The organism is Paenibacillus sp. Marseille-Q7038, assembly GCF_965111595.1.
This window is the reverse complement of the sequence record NZ_CBCOOM010000001.1, coordinates 1,267,750-1,285,467: the sequence shown is the minus strand read 5'-3', so window position 1 is coordinate 1,285,467 and position 17,718 is coordinate 1,267,750. Positions and strand designations below refer to the sequence as shown.

Annotated in this window: 22 protein-coding genes; all 22 read right to left on the bottom strand. The window is 38.7% G+C overall.

What is annotated here, in order from left to right:
• Positions 1-101 precede the first annotated feature (101 nt).
• The 22 genes from ACWPWY_RS06185 to ACWPWY_RS06080 all read right to left on the bottom strand — a co-directional run bounded on the left by ACWPWY_RS06185 (position 102) and on the right by ACWPWY_RS06080 (position 17,692).
• Positions 102-1,013, bottom strand: coding sequence for a carbohydrate ABC transporter permease (locus ACWPWY_RS06185; protein WP_454192816.1), 912 nt, complete (start codon positions 1,011-1,013; stop codon positions 102-104).
• Between the two features lie 21 nt (positions 1,014-1,034).
• The gene (locus tag ACWPWY_RS06180) at positions 1,035-1,973 is read right to left on the bottom strand and encodes an ABC transporter permease (protein ID WP_454190868.1); all 939 of its coding nucleotides are present in this window, start codon (positions 1,971-1,973) and stop codon (positions 1,035-1,037) included.
• A 157-nt stretch (positions 1,974-2,130) separates the two neighbouring features.
• A complete protein-coding gene (locus ACWPWY_RS06175; RefSeq protein ID WP_454190867.1) occupies positions 2,131-3,768 on the bottom strand; it encodes a response regulator transcription factor in 1,638 nt (545 codons plus the stop codon).
• A complete protein-coding gene (locus ACWPWY_RS06170) occupies positions 3,743-5,524 on the bottom strand; it encodes a sensor histidine kinase (RefSeq protein ID WP_454190866.1) in 1,782 nt (593 codons plus the stop codon). The genes ACWPWY_RS06175 and ACWPWY_RS06170 overlap by 26 nt, the downstream gene beginning before the upstream one ends.
• A gap of 104 nt (positions 5,525-5,628) precedes the next feature.
• The gene (locus tag ACWPWY_RS06165; protein ID WP_454190865.1) at positions 5,629-6,186 is read right to left on the bottom strand and encodes a hypothetical protein; all 558 of its coding nucleotides are present in this window, start codon (positions 6,184-6,186) and stop codon (positions 5,629-5,631) included.
• Positions 6,187-6,223: 37 nt separating this feature from the next.
• Entirely contained in the window at positions 6,224-7,705 is a 1,482-nt protein-coding gene (locus ACWPWY_RS06160) for an amidase family protein (protein ID WP_454190864.1), read from the bottom strand.
• Between the two features lie 59 nt (positions 7,706-7,764).
• On the bottom strand, positions 7,765-8,220 hold the full coding sequence (locus ACWPWY_RS06155) for an NUDIX domain-containing protein (protein WP_454190862.1): 456 nt from the start codon (positions 8,218-8,220) through the stop codon (positions 7,765-7,767).
• Between the two features lie 37 nt (positions 8,221-8,257).
• Positions 8,258-8,737: a GNAT family N-acetyltransferase gene (locus tag ACWPWY_RS06150; RefSeq protein ID WP_454190861.1), complete on the bottom strand. Its 480-nt coding sequence runs from the start codon at positions 8,735-8,737 to the stop codon at positions 8,258-8,260.
• Between the two features lie 33 nt (positions 8,738-8,770).
• Positions 8,771-9,253, bottom strand: a complete 483-nt coding sequence (locus ACWPWY_RS06145; RefSeq protein ID WP_454190860.1) for a lipoprotein — start codon at positions 9,251-9,253, stop codon at positions 8,771-8,773.
• 52 nt (positions 9,254-9,305) lie between these two features.
• Positions 9,306-9,452, bottom strand: coding sequence for a hypothetical protein (locus tag ACWPWY_RS06140; protein ID WP_454192815.1), 147 nt, complete (start codon positions 9,450-9,452; stop codon positions 9,306-9,308).
• Between the two features lie 16 nt (positions 9,453-9,468).
• Positions 9,469-9,699 (bottom strand): DUF5662 family protein, encoded by a 231-nt coding sequence (locus ACWPWY_RS06135; RefSeq protein ID WP_454192814.1) that lies wholly within the window; start codon positions 9,697-9,699, stop codon positions 9,469-9,471.
• A 131-nt stretch (positions 9,700-9,830) separates the two neighbouring features.
• Entirely contained in the window at positions 9,831-10,097 is a 267-nt protein-coding gene (locus tag ACWPWY_RS06130) for a hypothetical protein (protein WP_454190859.1), read from the bottom strand.
• Positions 10,098-10,145: 48 nt separating this feature from the next.
• Positions 10,146-10,925 (bottom strand): alpha/beta fold hydrolase, encoded by a 780-nt coding sequence (locus ACWPWY_RS06125; RefSeq protein WP_454190858.1) that lies wholly within the window; start codon positions 10,923-10,925, stop codon positions 10,146-10,148.
• Between the two features lie 173 nt (positions 10,926-11,098).
• Complete coding sequence (locus tag ACWPWY_RS06120) at positions 11,099-11,863, bottom strand: creatininase family protein (RefSeq protein ID WP_454190857.1); 765 nt, start codon at positions 11,861-11,863, stop codon at positions 11,099-11,101.
• A gap of 168 nt (positions 11,864-12,031) precedes the next feature.
• Positions 12,032-12,931: an alpha/beta hydrolase fold domain-containing protein gene (locus ACWPWY_RS06115; protein ID WP_454190856.1), complete on the bottom strand. Its 900-nt coding sequence runs from the start codon at positions 12,929-12,931 to the stop codon at positions 12,032-12,034.
• Between the two features lie 380 nt (positions 12,932-13,311).
• Positions 13,312-13,851, bottom strand: coding sequence for a GNAT family N-acetyltransferase (locus tag ACWPWY_RS06110; protein ID WP_454190855.1), 540 nt, complete (start codon positions 13,849-13,851; stop codon positions 13,312-13,314).
• 46 nt (positions 13,852-13,897) lie between these two features.
• Positions 13,898-14,443 carry a hypothetical protein gene (locus ACWPWY_RS06105; protein ID WP_454190854.1) on the bottom strand — a complete coding sequence of 182 codons (546 nt, stop codon included), beginning with the start codon at positions 14,441-14,443 and terminating at the stop codon, positions 13,898-13,900.
• A 55-nt stretch (positions 14,444-14,498) separates the two neighbouring features.
• A complete protein-coding gene (locus ACWPWY_RS06100; protein ID WP_454190853.1) occupies positions 14,499-14,957 on the bottom strand; it encodes an NUDIX domain-containing protein in 459 nt (152 codons plus the stop codon).
• Between the two features lie 103 nt (positions 14,958-15,060).
• Positions 15,061-15,579, bottom strand: a complete 519-nt coding sequence (locus tag ACWPWY_RS06095) for a DUF6886 family protein (RefSeq protein ID WP_454190852.1) — start codon at positions 15,577-15,579, stop codon at positions 15,061-15,063.
• A gap of 133 nt (positions 15,580-15,712) precedes the next feature.
• The gene (locus ACWPWY_RS06090; RefSeq protein ID WP_454190851.1) at positions 15,713-16,573 is read right to left on the bottom strand and encodes a GNAT family N-acetyltransferase; all 861 of its coding nucleotides are present in this window, start codon (positions 16,571-16,573) and stop codon (positions 15,713-15,715) included.
• A gap of 79 nt (positions 16,574-16,652) precedes the next feature.
• Positions 16,653-17,171 (bottom strand): GNAT family N-acetyltransferase, encoded by a 519-nt coding sequence (locus tag ACWPWY_RS06085; RefSeq protein ID WP_454190850.1) that lies wholly within the window; start codon positions 17,169-17,171, stop codon positions 16,653-16,655.
• 20 nt (positions 17,172-17,191) lie between these two features.
• Positions 17,192-17,692 carry a GNAT family N-acetyltransferase gene (locus ACWPWY_RS06080; protein WP_454190849.1) on the bottom strand — a complete coding sequence of 167 codons (501 nt, stop codon included), beginning with the start codon at positions 17,690-17,692 and terminating at the stop codon, positions 17,192-17,194.
• Between the last annotated feature and the right edge of the window lie 26 nt (positions 17,693-17,718).

Genomic DNA, 17,718 nt, shown 5'->3' with positions numbered 1-17,718 from the left:
ACGCATTAGTAATGCCAACTATTGATATACAGCTTCCTTGTTACTTATTTCTGTACTGACTTCCTTTTTATCATTTTCTGTACGGACTTCCTGGTTATCATCTAGCCTTTCACTGCACCGACGGTCAGCCCTTTGATGAAATAACGCTGGAAGAAAGGATACGCGAGAACAATCGGTCCGATCCCAACAACGGCCATCGCCATCTGCAAAGTCTTGTTCGGCAGGTCCAGCATACCTCCCTGTGAAGAAATCTGCGAAGCCACATTGGAGTTCGAAGTAAGGTACTGGATATCAAGCAGTGTGCGGTACATGAGATACTGAAGGCTGATCGTTTTATTGTCAGAAATAAATATCATGCTAAGATACCAATCATTCCAATAATTCAGTGTACTGAATAAGGCAACTGTAGCAAGTACTGGTAGAGATAGCGGCAGAACAATCCTTACAAAGGTACGAAATTCCCCTGCGCCGTCCACACGGGCCGACTCCAGAATCGACATCGGAATCGAACTTGAAAAGAATGTACGCATGACGAGAACAAAAAACGGTGACATGAGCATCGGCATAATTAATACCCACATCGTATTTTTAAGATCCAGCAAGTTCACATAGACCAGGTACCAAGGTACCAAACCGCCATTAAACAACATCGTGAAGAAAATAAAGAATGCGAAGAATCCACGATACGGCAAATCACTTCTTGAAAGCGGGTAAGCATAACAAGCCGTTAGGGCGACGCTGATAATTGTACCTATCACAGTAACAAAAATAGATACTCCATACGATCGAATGATCTGATCCATATCTTTGAACAAAAATTCATAAGCGCTTACACTAAATGTCTCTGGAATAAACCGATATCCATTCGCAATCACCGTCGTTTCATCGGATAACGAGATGGAGAGCACAAGTATGAGTGGCAAGATACACAGAGCTGCATAGAAGATGAAAAAAGCATGAATGACAACTCCAGAGCGTTTGGAGACATGAAGCGGATTACCGGTGGGACCCATATGCAAAGAACTCTCCTCCTTCTAAAATAGTGCGTTATCCTTATTGATACGACGAACAATGGAATTAGATAGCAGCACAAGTGCAAAACCGACAACCGCCTGATACAGCCCAGCTGCTGAAGACATACCAATGTCCCCACCGATGAGGAACGTACGATAGACATAGGTATCAAGTACATTCGTTACGGGGAACAGAGCGCCGGATTCGAGCGGTACCTGATAGAACAAACCAAAATCCGCATAAAAAATACGTCCGATCTGCAGTAAGGTCATGACAATCATCAACGGGTATAGGAATGGGATCGTAATAAAGCGAACCTGATTCCACTTACTCGCACCATCAAGTACGGCCGCCTCATAATACTCTTCACTGATTCCGATCACGGCTGCGAGGTAAATGACCACATAGTAACCAATGTTTTTCCAAGTATTCACAAAAGGTAAAATATACGGCCAGTATTCCGGCTCGGAATACCAGTCTATTGGTTCCTTGCCAAAGAACGGAAGAAAACTTGTGTTCATGAATCCCGAGTCTTTTCCTAAAAAAGCGAGTACCAGATAACTAATCACGATCATGGATAAAAAGTAGGGAAGCAGCATAACCGACTGATAGAACTTGGAACTGAATCTTCCTTTTACTTCACTCAGCAAAATAGCAAGACCTGCGCCAAGCACCAGATTCAGCAGAATGAACACTACATTGTAAGCCAGTGTGTTTCTCGTAATTTCCCACGCATCCGATGTGCCGAATAGATACCTGAAGTTATCCAGCCCAGCCCAAGGACTTCCGAATATCCCATCTGTGTAGTTCACATTTTTAAATGCAATGATGACTCCAAACATTGGTAAATAGTTATTAATCAGCAGAAACACAACCCCTGGCAAAAACATCAGATATAGCACTTTGTATTTGCCCAGATTGTACAGCATGGTTTTCTTTTTCTTTATCGGCTTTGGCATTTCTCTACACCTTTCCCTCTTTGTATAAGTTCACTGTTCACCCTCTCACTTCAGTGGTTGACTTCATTATAAGATTCAAGCCGCCACACAAATACTCGGTATCGTAACCTCTTATAGTGTCATTTGATGACATCTGGTATTAAAAAGAGCGGAACGCTCACAGCGTCCGCTCTTTCTCTATCTTATTCCCGCTCTGTTTACGGTATTGCTGGGGAGTAAGACCGGTATACTTCTTAAACATTTTGGTGAAATGAGTGTAATTAACATAACCCGCTTTGCTTGCTATTTCTGTAACTGTAGAGTTTGTGTTTAGCAACAGCTCCTGTGCTTTTTTGATCCTTGCTTGAAGAATATAGTCACTAAGGGAGATCCCCGTTTCCTTCTTAAACAACCTCGATAGATAAGCAGGGTGAAACCGGACAAATTCCGCGATTTCTTCTCTTCCTAGATCATATTCCAGCCTCGCATCAATATATAGACACACCTGCTTCACGGCAGACTGCATATCTTCTCCTGCCGGATGTAGCAGTAGATCCGCACGAGAGATGAGATCATGCGCCCACTCTCGAAGCGCCGCTAAAGATCTTGTTACCTCTGCCTCCATTGGTTCTTCTCCAGGGTAAATACGTTGGAGCGAAATGCCTTTCTTATGAAGTAAAGGGTAAATGGAATGGAGCATTGCATGATAATAAGATTGCAAAAGCTCTGCTGAACCATGTTTTTGATCCTCGATCCAATCAATGAGTTCATCTGCCTTATATAATACTTCTTTTGTTTTTCCAGTCTCCATAAGTAGTGATATCTCAGATGCCCACGGCAGCGGCAGAAGCTCTATTGTGGATGCTTGCTTCTCTAAACTTGGTAACAGATAATGCACTCCGTCACGACCTGACACGTTATACCTGTGAACCTGCTTCAACTTTCGGTAAGACTCCGGCATATTCGTTAGCAATGTCCATTCCCCGATGTAGCAGGACAAACGGCATGATAAATAAGCGGTACACCTAGCCATATAATCCTTACAGGTGAGTTCGAGTGTATCTGGAACTTGCGGAGGCTGATCAGAAGCATATAACAGAACGAGAACATAACCGCGCTGATCCGCTACCGCATCACCGCTACTCCCATTCAGAACGAATTCTTCTGCCGCATTACATAGTCCAAACTCCATAATATCAAGGTCTTTGTCAGGGAACTTTCTCAGCCATTCTTCCACGCGAAACAATATCGGCAGAATGAACGTCCCTGGGTCGATATCCACATGATAGATTAACTTTAATTCCTTAATTTTTGCTTCATTAATGGGATAACGAGAAGAACAGAGATCTTTCCAGAAGCGGGTCATTCGTTTTGGTTTCCAGGATTGATCTTCTTTTGCATAAGCCTCATACGTTTCGGTTAATTTAGTGAGTTCGAGGTTCTGCATTCGTTTTTCTAATGCTCGTTTGACGGTCTCCATTAAAATGGCTGAACCTACAGGTTTTAAGAGATAATCAAAGCTGTGCAGCTGAATCGCCTTTTGTGCATACGAAAACTCAGCATGGCCCGTCAGAAAAATGGTCTCTACCTGAGCTGCATGCTGCTGAACCCAAATCTGAAGAGATAATCCGTCTTCTTCCGGCATTTCAATATCACAGATCATAATATCAACCTGGTTGTTGATGAGTACGCTTCGAGCTTCATCCGCTGACATCGCTGTATAGAGATGATCAATACCGATTACTTTCCAATCCACAGCATGCAGCATAGCTTCAACTGCATAATATTCATCATCCACGATGAGCAAGCTGTACATTCGTTATCTCCTCCCCTGGTAATTGACTATGACAATTCATTTTTATTTGTACATTCGCACCGCCGCCGATTTCATTATCAAAATAAAGCTCTGCATTCGTATCTTTCATTTTCCGTAGACGATGCTGTACATTCCAGATGCCAATTCTTCTTCCCGTCTTTTCCTCGGGAGTATATTCATCCTCCTGTAGACGAGCAAGCAGCTCTTCTGGAAAACCCGGACCATTATCTTGAATCCTTATCTGGAGTTGATCTTCTTCTGGTAAATAAATGACCTTTATTGTAATGCAGAGTATGTCTCTTCCCTTCTTGAAACCATAGAGCACACTATTCTCAACAAAGGGCTGTAGGGTTAAAGGAGGAAGAAGGATCTCTTCACATCTTGGGTCTAGTTCCCACTCGTACTGTAAGCGATGCGGAAATCGTAGTTTTTGAATTTCGAGATAGTTCTCTACATGTTTCAGTTCGTCTTTAATTGGAATTAAGCTACGGTCGGCTTGCATACTGAAGCGAAAATAACCAGCCAGATGTTCCGCCATCTTTTGAACAAGATCAGATTTTTGCAGGGCTGCCAAGCTGTGAATGATGTGAAGTGAATTCAAATAAAAATGAGGATTAATTTGCATTTGCAGCTGTTTGAGTTCCGCCTCTTGAACACGGAGCTGCTCTTCATACATACCGATTTTTAAGTCCTGTACCTCTGCAGTCATCTGATTAAAGGTTTCCGTCACAAATGTGAATTCAGGAGAAGAAGACGGACCCAGTTTTACATCCAGTTCCCCACGGCTAACCTTTTTCATCCCTCGGATCAGTGTATTCATTGGTTTGAACAGAACTTGTCTTAGAAAGAAGAGCGTGAGAAGTAGCAAAAGGGATGCGGCAAAGGGGAGCAGACGGATAATCTGCTGGAATGCAGGCAAGTTTCGCATAATGTTCGACTCCGGCAACATGACCACATAGTTGATAACTGCCTCATGAGCAGGCACGCCGATCATCAGATAACGATCATTTTCTTCTCCTTGTTCCACCACCTGATATAACGAAGTGAGTGCCGATTTATTTTGTGAAGCCAGTCTTACGATCTCCCCTGGCATTTCCGTGCTGGATAACGGAGTTCCCCGATTCGATAAAATCACCGAGCCGCCGCCTTCCCCCCATTCTGTGCTGTGGACCCGCTGATTGAGACTGTCCATCGGTACCCATGCCCCGGCAATAAACTGCTCATTAATTCGTACTGTTTTCACGAGATGATACCGGTCTTTAATCTGAACGATCTCCCACTTATATGTAGGAACATTAGCACTTTTGCGAGAAGCCTCCGGCATCAGTTCTTCAATCGCTGTAATTTTTTCATCATATCCATTTTGAGTAGCCAGAACGGTGTCCTGATGGACGATATCATATAGAAATAAACCATCTAGCAGATCATAAAATCCGAGATCCGTTCTGAACTTGTTGACAATCCGCTGCTTGGCAATCGTGTAATCACCGCTTCCATACGGTAGAAAAAACAGCGAAATAATATCGGGATCCTGTTCTCCCAGACTGTACAAATATCGATTGGTTTCTTTTAGGATCCGTTCATTTTCTTCTACATTTTTAATGACATAATTTCGATTTGTTAGAGATACCTGATCCCGCACCACGCCCATTGCGTAGACATTGTTGAAGTAGAGAAACAAAACTAGCGGCACCATAATCAACGAGAATCCAGTAATAAATTTGAATCGTAAGGAAAAACGAAAACGATTTTTCATAATTCATCCTCACTATATCATTCAATTTGAAAACGTTATCAATAATCTGTAATTCGCTGGAGATGGCACGGTTCCTTCTAAGGATAACAGATAGCTAGGATAAATCATTTCCTTGTCCTTCTTTTAATCCTCCATACCGCTATGATGGTTAATATTAAAATGAGAGACAAGATGATGTATAGGATAGCTAAGGCTGGAACACCTTCTTCATTGTTACTATTAATGATATCTCCGCTTCCTAATTGCTTTAGATCTTCTTCTGCTTCCGAACTCAGAAGGTTATTACTGCAAAAACTCGTTACTAGTGTTTGATCTTTATCCAGACTCGCGTACACAATATAGGTTCGATCTTCACTAAACTGATAACCGCATGAATTTGAACCGCCATCTAGACTGGTGACAATAACACGTTTATCCTTAACACCCTTCCATGCTCTCTCCACAGCAAATGTATAACCTCGCACCTGACTAAACTCGGGAGAACTCTTCCTTTCACCAATATCAATGACTGTCCCTTCAAACACTGCAGAATAGAGTTCTAATTTCTCCTTTACCTCAAGAGATGCACAACTACAAGCAAAAGTTTTTGTAGGATGAAATGTCATTAACTGAATTAGTACCAATGATATGATTAGTATGATTGAAAATATACGCTTTATCATAGACTTCCTCCTTTGGTATGCTGATGGAGATTCGAAATTAGAGTCTAGAAGTGAAGTTTGGCTTTTTCCTATATGAAGTTCGTTGTTCAAATGCATATGCGATACGGATCAGAACGGGTTCGCTAAATGCTGTGCCTGCAAATGTAATTCCAAAGGGTCTTCCGCTATCTTTGTATCCCGCTGGAAGTGCGACCGAAGGATATCCTGCTCTGGCGCAAAGATCAGCACCTACATAAGATGGAAAAAGGATTGCATCTAGTCCATACTTATTCACTGCGTAATAAATACCGTTATTTTGTGATTGGTATAAATCAGATATCACTTCTACTATGTATTTCGAATTCTTGAGCGGATTGCTGTCTAATTGTGCTTTATATTCCAGGAGGTTCTGACCATACTTGAGTGCCATTTCAGCGTTCTGTTCGTTCCAATCAATCAGTTCACGAAGAGAATGGACCGGAATATGAGGCGGAAGACTCTGTAGATAATTTTCGACACTGTGTTTAAACTCGTAATTTATCTTGTTCCATCCCCACTCTCTATGAAACGAGGGGATTTCTATATCTTCTACGATAGTTGCACCCGCTTCTTTTACCTTCGTTACCGCATTTTCAAACAATTTCTCATCATATTCATCTGAATCACGATATCGATCAATAGTTGCATTTCTGAAGACACCAATTGTTGCATTCTTTAATCCATGGATATCTAAAAATGTCGTATAGTCAAGTTTCGAATTCGGATTTTTCCAAGTTGCGGAGTCATTCTCATCTTTTCCTGCAAGTGTGCTTAATAAGATGGCTGCATCCGTAACCGTTCTCGCCATAGGACCCGCGGTATCTTGTGAATAAGAAAAAGGGATGATCCCCGAACGGCTGATCAGTCCAACTGTCGGCTTTATACCCACGATCGAATTCTGAATAGCCGGACTTAATATGGATGCAGAAGTTTCGGTCCCTATAGCAACCGTAGTGAAATTCGCTGCTACCGCTGCAGCAGAACCTGTGCTTGAACCTCCTGCAAAAAAGTCACCATAGGGGTTTACGATTTGTCCGCCCCTAGCACTGTATCCCGCCCACATCTTCGTAGACATCCCATTAGCCCATTCTGTCATGTTCGTCTTTCCTAGAATAATAGCGCCCGCTTCTCTTAATTTCTGTACAAGAAAAGAATCTTTTGAACTGATGTGGTTCTCCAAAGCAAGTGCCCCAGCACTTGTACGCATCTTATCGTTTGTTTCTATATTATCCTTAAGAAGGACTGGAATTCCGTGTAATGGCCCCCTACTTCCCACAGTTTTTCTTTCGTAATCTAATGCCTCCGCGATGAAAATTGCGTCAGGATTTATTTCCATAACTGAATTTATATTCGGACCATCTTGGTCATACCTAGCAATCCGGTTCAAGTAATACATAATAAGGTCTCTGGAACTCAGTTCACCCTTCTCCATGGCAGCTTGTAAGTTGCCGATCGTAGATTCTTCAACATTAAAATGATCCAGTTCACAACCATCCTTCATATCATTCACCTTTTCCATTCGTGATCAGGTTCATTTACCTTAGTTATAAGCTTCAAGACTTAATAGTATTTCAATAGTTCCTTGTCAATTTCATCTATGTATCCTATGTCCGTATGTAAATCCCAGTAGATCACCTTCTCCGCTTCTTCGTTATCTAGAAATGGTCTTTCGTTATCAATATCTGCACTAAAAAGACCTCCGTATTCGGTTCTACCATTTTTTAATTTGAATTTCATTAAACCCCTGAAATCGACTCTCCCTGGTATTTGATTCGTTTCCTCCAGCATTTCTCGTAATGCACAAGCTCTAAGACTTTCTCCTGCTTCACGAACCCCACCCGGCAATTCCCAGTTTTGTTTCCAGTGATTAAATAACAGTAAAAAACCATCTCTATTTCTTGCTACTACTAATGCATGAGTTATCGGGTAATTTAAAGTTACTTGATCAATCTGATCTTCGGGCAGATCAATAATCTCCTCTAAAATATCACCATTTTGATTTATACAAATCGGCATCTTTTATAACTCCCTTACTCTTTTTGTGTTGTTCATTTTACTTACAAATAAAGTTTTGATACCTTCTTCCGTTTTCTGTTTTCACCTTTACTTCACCGTAAGATACTTCTTCTATAATCTGATCCCAGAACTTTTGCGCGGGAATATTACTTTCTAGCTGATATAATTCCCATGTTCGATTAGACCCTTTCAGTAAGCACGCAGCTGCTTTTCTACCTATACCCATTCTTCTAAATTTACGAAGTATAAAAAAATGAAACAGAACATGGCAGTTCCCAGTCTCATCTTTTTCCTTCGTCATCATAAAACCTGCGATTTCATCATTTACATTAATAACATACGAACAATTATCATGATCATCCGACCAGTACGATTCAAAATCCAGCATGATTTGATATAGGCCATTTTCACCAATCGAAGCATCGGTATATTCCGTAAAATCATAAATATATAACTGCAATAAATTCTCTATCAATGTTCTATCGCTTAGAGTAGCTTTTATAATAACGACTTTCATATACTCCTCTCCCTTTTTGACAGGATGTTTACGTTACTTCTTAAAATTTATAATCTCTTTCATATTCGCTTTAAGCGTTTCCGTTAAATGATAAAATTTGTTGTAATCTACCTTTACATTCTCAGACTGAACATTAAACAACTTTACATATTTTAATTCAGAATCGACCATCATTTGGATTTCATAAAGCTTCAAGTCTTCTTTTCTTTGTGCCGAGAAAGTTAAACCGGTGTTATACTCCGGTATTTCTGGTTTTGTAGTAGTAACTTCTTCAAGATTAAATATCTCGTCGATTACATCAAATATTAAATCTCCCTCAAAACCATCTTTATCATTTCGAACTGAGAATTGTAACTCAGCATTGTTCCCTAAAGGATCCATATTGCTTACCAGTACATCTACAACGGAGTTCTCATTATCTAATTGCTTAACTTCATCAATTAATGATTCTGTTTTCGATTTTGAACATCCGGCTAGTAAGATCACACTAAAAAAGATGATGAATATTCGTTTCATAAAACCCACCTTTCTATATTTTAAACGGTTACATACAGCAGTTTGTTTGATGTTATTTTTTCTTTATGAATCTTTTGAGTTCTTCCCTAGTATCTGGATGTAATATGATGTTATTAGAGTTCACCATTCTTTCTACCAAATTAGAGTCTTTAACTTTACGTCCCCATTTCCTTGAGAACGACCTCCAATCACAAACCATTTCAATCATATATTTCTTAGGCATTGGCAAAAGCTTCTTTAGTGTCTTTATTTACGATCCAGTATTCCCAGTGATGTTTATTATGGTTTTGATGATGCAGCCATGCATATCTCCACGCTAATTCTGTATTCTCATCTTTCTGATTTGAATAGAATTTACGAGCATAAGGAGCAAACTCTTTAGGTGAAAATTTAGACAAGTCATGTATGATTGCTTGAATATATAATCCTTCTTTCCAGCATTCAATGAATACATTTAACTTATGATCGATGACATAGAAAAAATATCGCCAATAAACTAGAAGTATAGCAACCCTCTCCTTGGTAATTGGTTATTCTTCATTTCGTCTCCTTCCTTACAGGTCTGCATTCAACTCCATTAGTTATTCTTTTCTCTCGGTTCTATATATTGTTCTAATTCCTTTTCAATTTCTTCATCATCCATGTTGAATTCGCTTGCTTCATCTATTCCATGAAACTTTTCTATACTATTTATTCTCCCTTTTAATTTTTGATTCTCACCATACAGTGATCCAATTAAACCAGCTAGTATGAATAAAAAAATGAGTCCTCCCATTTCTCCACCAGTCAAGGTAAGAAGCAAAAAAACGATCCCACTCAGGATCATTCCTAGAACAAAATACATTCCGCTATTCCCCCATATAAAAAAGATTTCAAAAACTCTTTTACTCCATTACCTTATGACAGGGATCAGTCCACTCGGTAATTCTCCATCATGAATCCAAGCATCAACCATCTTATTGAATAAATCAGGTAATGCAAGGGATACTCCATGACCAACACTCGGTATGATCAGCCCTTTACAATTTATATTTTTGTCTAACAATTCGGATACAGATTTTTTCATTATTTGTTTTTCGTGATTTCCAACCGTAATTAAAATCTTTGCTTTAGACCTACTGAATTCTTTCGGTATACGAAAAGACATGTTTTCTTCAAGAATCTTAATAAGAGTGTTCCGCTCCATATCTGTTGTTTCTTTATAATACCTCTCAAACATTTCGTCTCCGATATATAACTGTTTTGCTTGAATCTTCGAAAAGGTACGATTTTTAGTTAACCTATAAGTTAAACAAATCATAGGATTAATAACTTTATTAGCTAATGGAATCGGTCTAACAAGTGCACTATTTAATATTGCATAATCTATAACATCTGGATTCAGACTAAGCATTTTAATAGCGATCTGTGCACCGAGAGAAAATCCCACTAAAATCACTTTTTTACCTTGCGCTTTCGCTAGAATTAAACTCAATATATCTTCCGCACTGCTATTAATAGAAAATTCCATTCTTGAACTGTGGCCATGTCCAGGTAAGTCCGGGACTAAGCAATGATAATCATGAAAGTATTTCATTTGCCTCTCCCACATCCAACCACTGACTCCTCCCCCATGTAAAAAAACAAGGAGAGGATTGTCTGAAGTACCTGACTCTTTATAAAACAACCCCAAAAGAACACACCACCCTTTAATGCTTGAAAAGTACCCACCAGTTACTCCGAAACGAAAATACACTGTTATAGGAGGCCTAACCCTTCGGAGTAACAACTCAATAAATAAGATCATCCGCTATTATCAGCTTCATTAATCAATTGGTTCATATCGTCTTCTCCTAAGTTATGATTCTACAGATTTCTTCCACCTTGGGTCTTTCGTGTATATGCATCTTCTAAAAGTTCTTTAAGACCTTCGGCTTTTCTTGCCATAAAGGTACTCCAAAATATCTTTCCCTTAAGAGCTAACTCTTCCGGAGTATATAATTCTGGATCAAAATTACCCCAACATCCGTCTAACGTTAACTTATCCCAGCCCATAAAGTCAGCATATTGTTTATTTCCACTAGGTATATTTGATCCCATCGAATCTAATTTGACCTTATCGGGGCACAGCCACATCGCAGTACATACCGACAATAAACCACCATGCATTTCATCTAATCCTTCTAATTCTGCTGCGTGAATGGCAACTGACCATGCATCATGATTATGATGGGGATGAATAACTATTATTTCAGGGTATTTATAATTAATGTGCTTAATGAATGCCCCTTCCCAATAAGAACCGCCATGACCTGAGCATATAATGAACTTCTGAAATCCTTGTCTCATTAACCCAGTAATAATTTCTTCTATTAGAGTTGTTATTAAGTTCGGACTAATGGTCACCGTTCCTTTATAGTTCGCATGCTCCTCAGATGTATTGAAAGGTATGGTAGGCAGTACATATGCATTTATAGCTCTGCCATATTCTTCAGCATATTTTTCAGCAATTAAAGTATCTAAATGCATAGGCAAATAAGGACCAAACTGTTCGGTAGCGCCGATAGAGATAATTGCTGTATCGATACCGCTTTCAAAGAGTTCTTTGGTGGTATTCGTATAATTCAACATGAAATCACAACCTCTCGGAGAAAGGGTTTTTAAAGATCTAGAACAGTTTGTAGAAGAAAAAGGGATATGCAAGGATCATTATTAGACAGCGAGAAATCACGGACACGATGTGATGTCCTATTTCGGCATGTACAGAGAGCACTTCTTCTAATTCCATACGTTCCCTCTTCATCGAGGTCGATATAAGTGAGTAGACAAGAACTTCGCAGTGACGTCAAGCACTTGAGAATTCCAGAAGCCTGGTCCATGATCTGCACCTACTACTTTATAGAAGAAAGCTCTCTGTCCATGCGCTTTCAAAGCTTTGTACATCTCTATACTCTGGTTTATATGTACAACATGGTCACTATCTCCATGCACGATAAGAAACGGCGGAAGTGCCTTATCCAAATCTTGATGAAGGGGGCTCGCCTTCTTCGCCAATTCCGCATGTTCTTTTACCTTACCGCCAATGAATAAGCCTTCAGGAGAATCAGCTGCATCATGGTCAAGAATATCATTGTACTTCCCTAAGGTCAGCAGGTCCGTAACCCCATAATAATCAATGACTGCACTAACTTCGTCTGACTCCTCACTGTAAAGACCGTTATCATACTCGCCTACTGTAAGACCCGTCATTAAGGAGAGATGTCCGCCGGATGAATTGCCCCATACCGCTACGCGTTCCGGATCAATACCATACTCCTCTGCATTCCTGCGCATAAACCGGATCGCGCATTTCACATCCTCAACAGCAGCCGGAAAACGCGCAATACCGGTGTCCCGTATTTCTACACTGGCCACCACGTATCCCTTAGCAGCTATCTGAACGAGATTAGGAATGGAAGAGTAGATATCCTGTTTTTTCCACGCAGAGCCTTGTATATAGACAATTAGAGGAAACTTATACCCACTTCGAGATGGCGATATGATCTGCAGTCTTCGTTCCACATCGCCGTATTTAGCATAGACTACGTCAGGGCGGTAGCTACAAGAATAATAAGATTCTCCCCCCGCAAACTCCCCATATATAATCTGTGTTCCTTCGGGTGTTTCATTGGCTGCAATACCTGCTGCTTTCTGATCCACTTTTAACAACTCCTTATATGTATTATTAAAATATCAACTGCCTATCATTAATAGCTCTACCACCCTATCATCTTTTAAAACCATCACCTTATCCCAGTCTAAAATAGTAGATACACCGGAGATGATGAGAGCGTCCGAGCTTGAGTCGTTATCACCATTCATTAAATATGGCAACTATAGCAATACACCAAACAATAAGGCCGAATAAAAGTCCACTCCAAAATACTTCAGCTGTATATGATTTGTTTTTGACAATTTTTTTGATTGCTCTTAATAATGCGACTACGAATAAAAAACCTAATATTGGCATTATATAAATAGCGATGTACGCAAATACAATCATAATTTGAGTTCCTCTCTGAAGAATCCAATTTTAAAACTTACTTCTCTGTATTATTAAACCTAAATATTAGTTTCTGTCCGTCAAAGGTATCATCATTCAACTCAATATAATTACCTTTACTATAATTAGAAACGGTCTTCCGCCAAAATCTTTGACCTGTTTGGTTTCTTTCAGAAGGATTGGTGAACAATTCCCATCTCCCCTTGAATTGCTCAAATACTTTGGTAGCAGCTTGTTCAGCGATACCTTGACCTCTGTAAGGACGTAATAAAAAGAACTCATGAACAAAATAGTCTACATTCTCTGCACAATATGGGGAAGTAGCAATGAGGATAAATCCTGCTGGACAATCATCTACTAAAATTAAATAGGGATACAAACTATCTGGTTTTTCCCACCAAATATTTTGGACTTCATATTGGTCACTTAGTGTTTTATAATCATCACTTTCTTCATAAATCCCATGAACATTTGGGTACCTTACATAATGTTCTGATAGATCATACAGATATAAAGGATATATGTTTTTTATAATATAAGATTCATTTTCATTGGTTAATTGCACTTTAATGTTCATAAGTTCGCTCCTTAGATATAATCTGTACGCTCTGTACCTTGAATTCTTATAAGATATCATCATTAGATATACCAATTCTTATTATTTCATTGCCCTGAGTGTCATACCAAACTGATCCTGAAGGGAAGCTGCTTTCTACGTTGTTAATTAAATGAATGGTTGAGATAAAATAATCTCCCTCCTGGACAGATAAATAGTATTTTTCACTTTCAACTAGTGCAAGTATTTTAGAGATACCATCTGTGTTCCTACCTAAAAATTTAATATATTGTCCATTATCCGTTTTTAAAATTCTATACCTTACTTCATTTGTCCCGTGCCCAGCAGAATCAAGTTTGTATTTATCATTTGGACCTTTGGTAAGTTCAGATTCACCAATCTGTGACCCTATAGTAAACAGAACTACCCGCTTATCGTCTATATCTCTCATTAATTTGATTTTAATAGGTTGATCTAGCATCTCACTTATTGATTGAGTAATGGCTTGTTCATTATCTTTAATTCTGAACGAATAGTATGGCTTAACATATTGTATTGAAATGAATATCAAGAAAAGAACAATGACTGATGCGACAAGTGTTTTATACTTCAATCTCTTCAGTCCTTTCGTATATCGTTCTTAGCTCTTCATAAATTAATTTACAGGTTTAAGTTCTCAGTATGCTTCTTACTTCTCTCTTTAAATCTTCAAATACGGGTCTTTGTACAGTGCTTATATCTTCTATATTAATATCTTCAATAAATTTAAATTCTAGCTTTAATGATTCTTGATTATCATCGTTATATATTAAGGTACTATTGTCTTCAGCAATCCTCCCCTCTAGATCCACTGTTGCACTAAAAATGAACATAACAAAAACAACTTCATTACCGTCTGGATATCTATATTTCATCCGTGGTCCGCTATATATGGAATAAAGCTCGTACTCTCTTACTTCAAGTCCCGTTTCTTCAAATACTTCTCGTATCATAGTCTCTTCAATAGACTCACCTGTATCCATCCCACCACCTGGAAGTCCCCAATTGCCATAATCCGATCTTTTTTGAAGTAATATTCGTCCTTCGTTGTCTCTTATAATAGCTCCGCCCGTAACGATGATCTTCATTTTAGGTCATTCCTCACATTGCCATATTCTTTATCTCTAATTCTTCATTAACACATAATTCAGTAAATCAGTTCACAGTCGTCAGTTGCTCCCAAATATCATTTCACTGTTTTTCATTATCCTGTTTTGCGTTTCTCATCCGGATCATGGAGAAGTTGACTGTAGACTCTATTACTTGTTCTTTCATAAGCATTAAAGATGGAGTGATCCTAAGTTCTATTCCTTCATCCAAAATAGCTGTGACCAGATCATCAATTCTTTCTACTTCTATTGGAGTGACCGAACGTCTTGCTACATAATATCCTGCATTTTCTTCTTCTAACTCAAAGTCTGCTGAATCAAAAACGTAACGATAAATAGATCCATTTCTAACTCGATCATACCAATCTGATTCAATTGCAATCATCCGATTCACCTGTGACATTCCAAAAAAACGAGTAATATCTAATTCTTTTGTATCTTCTTTAGGCCAAATACAGACTCTTGGGCATTCCCTTGGAAAATAGTAATGTGGCGCATGATACTTATCAATGGTCCAGACTTTTGCATCTGTTTGATCGTAGATGGTTCGGGGGTAAAAGATTTTTATATCTGGATTTTCACTAAAATGAAATAGCTTCATTACACACCTCTCTATTAAAAAGATTAGGAATTTCGCCAAACGTTCTGATACTCAAAATGCACGAGAAAGAAAGCTAAAGCATCCATACTAGATACTGAAATGAATCATATCTTTATTACTTATTAAGATCCATTCACTTTCTTTTGGTCATCCTAGCAAATCGTGGGCCTGCTTGGAATCCTGTTTTCTTATATAGTAATTCTGCATTATTTCCCACAGTGATACATAATTTTATTGCATCTGTATACGCACTAGCTGATTGTTTTATGTAGTTAAGCACGAACTCTGCAATTCCTTTGTGTCTATACCGAGGGACAACACATAACTCCCCGATTTCTGCAAAACCTAAGGGCATTTTTTCACTGATACCTGCGATACAAAGTCCAACAATTTCATTGTTTTGCTCATCTACGACATATACGGAAAGATTCCTATGTATGTAAACTTGCATAAGGTACGATATATCCTTCAGGATCTGTTCGTCACTCGGAACACCAAAGATCTCGTAGTCTATTCCACCACTGTATCCTTCCTTCATTACATCCTTAATTCTTGTTACATCAAAAGAATCATCCATTAACCACAAGGACAATCCATCTGGAATTACCGGTTTCTTACTTACACCTGTCGGACAACACATGACCTGCCTAATTACATTTACTTTAAAGCCAAATGACTGCAGTATATCTACATCCTCTTGCAGAACTCCGTTGATATTCCTTAGATCATTGCAACATGTTAATAATATGCTCCACATATGTTTCCGATCCGAAAAAGGAGGAATCATAAAAGGATACATTGCTGTATCATCTATCTTTATCACCCCTCCGATTTTATCCTCGCCGCACAAGATCCAAAAACATTGGTCTGTAAATTTTGTATCCTTTAAACGAGTGTTCCAGTCAAACCACATCTCAATATCGGAGTTAGAATAGATCACTTGATGAATTGCAAATATATTTTTATCTGCTTGTTCTAATCTATATTGTTTCATCTTGTGTTGTACCTCCCATCTCATTAGGATTTTAATAAAGCGCTCTTATCAGATGTCAGATGTCTATGGCTTATTCGAGTTAGACAATTTCAATCCAATATCGTTTAATTATATTCCCGTCATCTTCTATGTAATCTGCATCGGCTCTCCCACCGTTCTTAATAATGGTTCTTTCCGATCCAACATTATCAGCATCACAGACAACTAATACCTCTTTTATTCCGATTTTCTTAGCTTCACTTAAGGATAATCCTAATAGTTTGGTTGCATAACCTTTTAATCTTTCAGACGGGCAAATACCATAACCTATATGCCCTCCTGTATTGTACAAATGTTTTGTTAATTGATGCCTAATATTTACCGCCCCTAATACTCTATTACTTTCGTCAACCAACCAAAAAGTTGAATCTGATACGATACCTTCTGGTAGACCAACACCTTCCTCATTATCTGACAGTGATTTCAGCATTTTTGGAAAGTCACTTGGATCTTTGCTTATGACCCATGGAACCATATTCTCACCAGATCGCTTCCATTCTTCATAAAAAGATAAGTATTCTTCCTCCAACTTTAAATTAGGCTTTACTAACCTAATCATACGTTTCCACGTCCTTTGAATTACTTTCGAGTTTTTTGCAAATAATACACAGCTTGTTCCGCGCCGAATCTATTCGTCTTCTTTATGAGTTTCATTCCTACTCTTTCTAATAATGTGCAAGATCTCAAATTCGCTGTTTGTGTTTCCGCTACTAATCTCTTTAGAGCAAGATTATCAAAGGCATATTCAATTACACGAATGATTATTTCTGTTGCAAGACCTCTGCCCCAATATGCAGGTAATAACTCATATGAAATTTCTATGTTCTCACCGTCATGATATTTGTCTAACGATACCAACCCGATAAAACTCTCTGTATCTATTAATTTGACAACAAAATAAAATGATTCATCTTTTTTCGATTTTTCTATTAAACCCGAGAATTTATTCCTAAGAATACACTCTTCTTTTATCGCTCCTCCAAGGTACAACCTAATCTGCTCATCCATCCAGAGTTGTCTAATGGACTCATAATCAGAATCTTGAACCTCTGATAAGGAGCATCTTTTTGTTCTTAACATTCACAACCTCCAACACTCTCATAGAC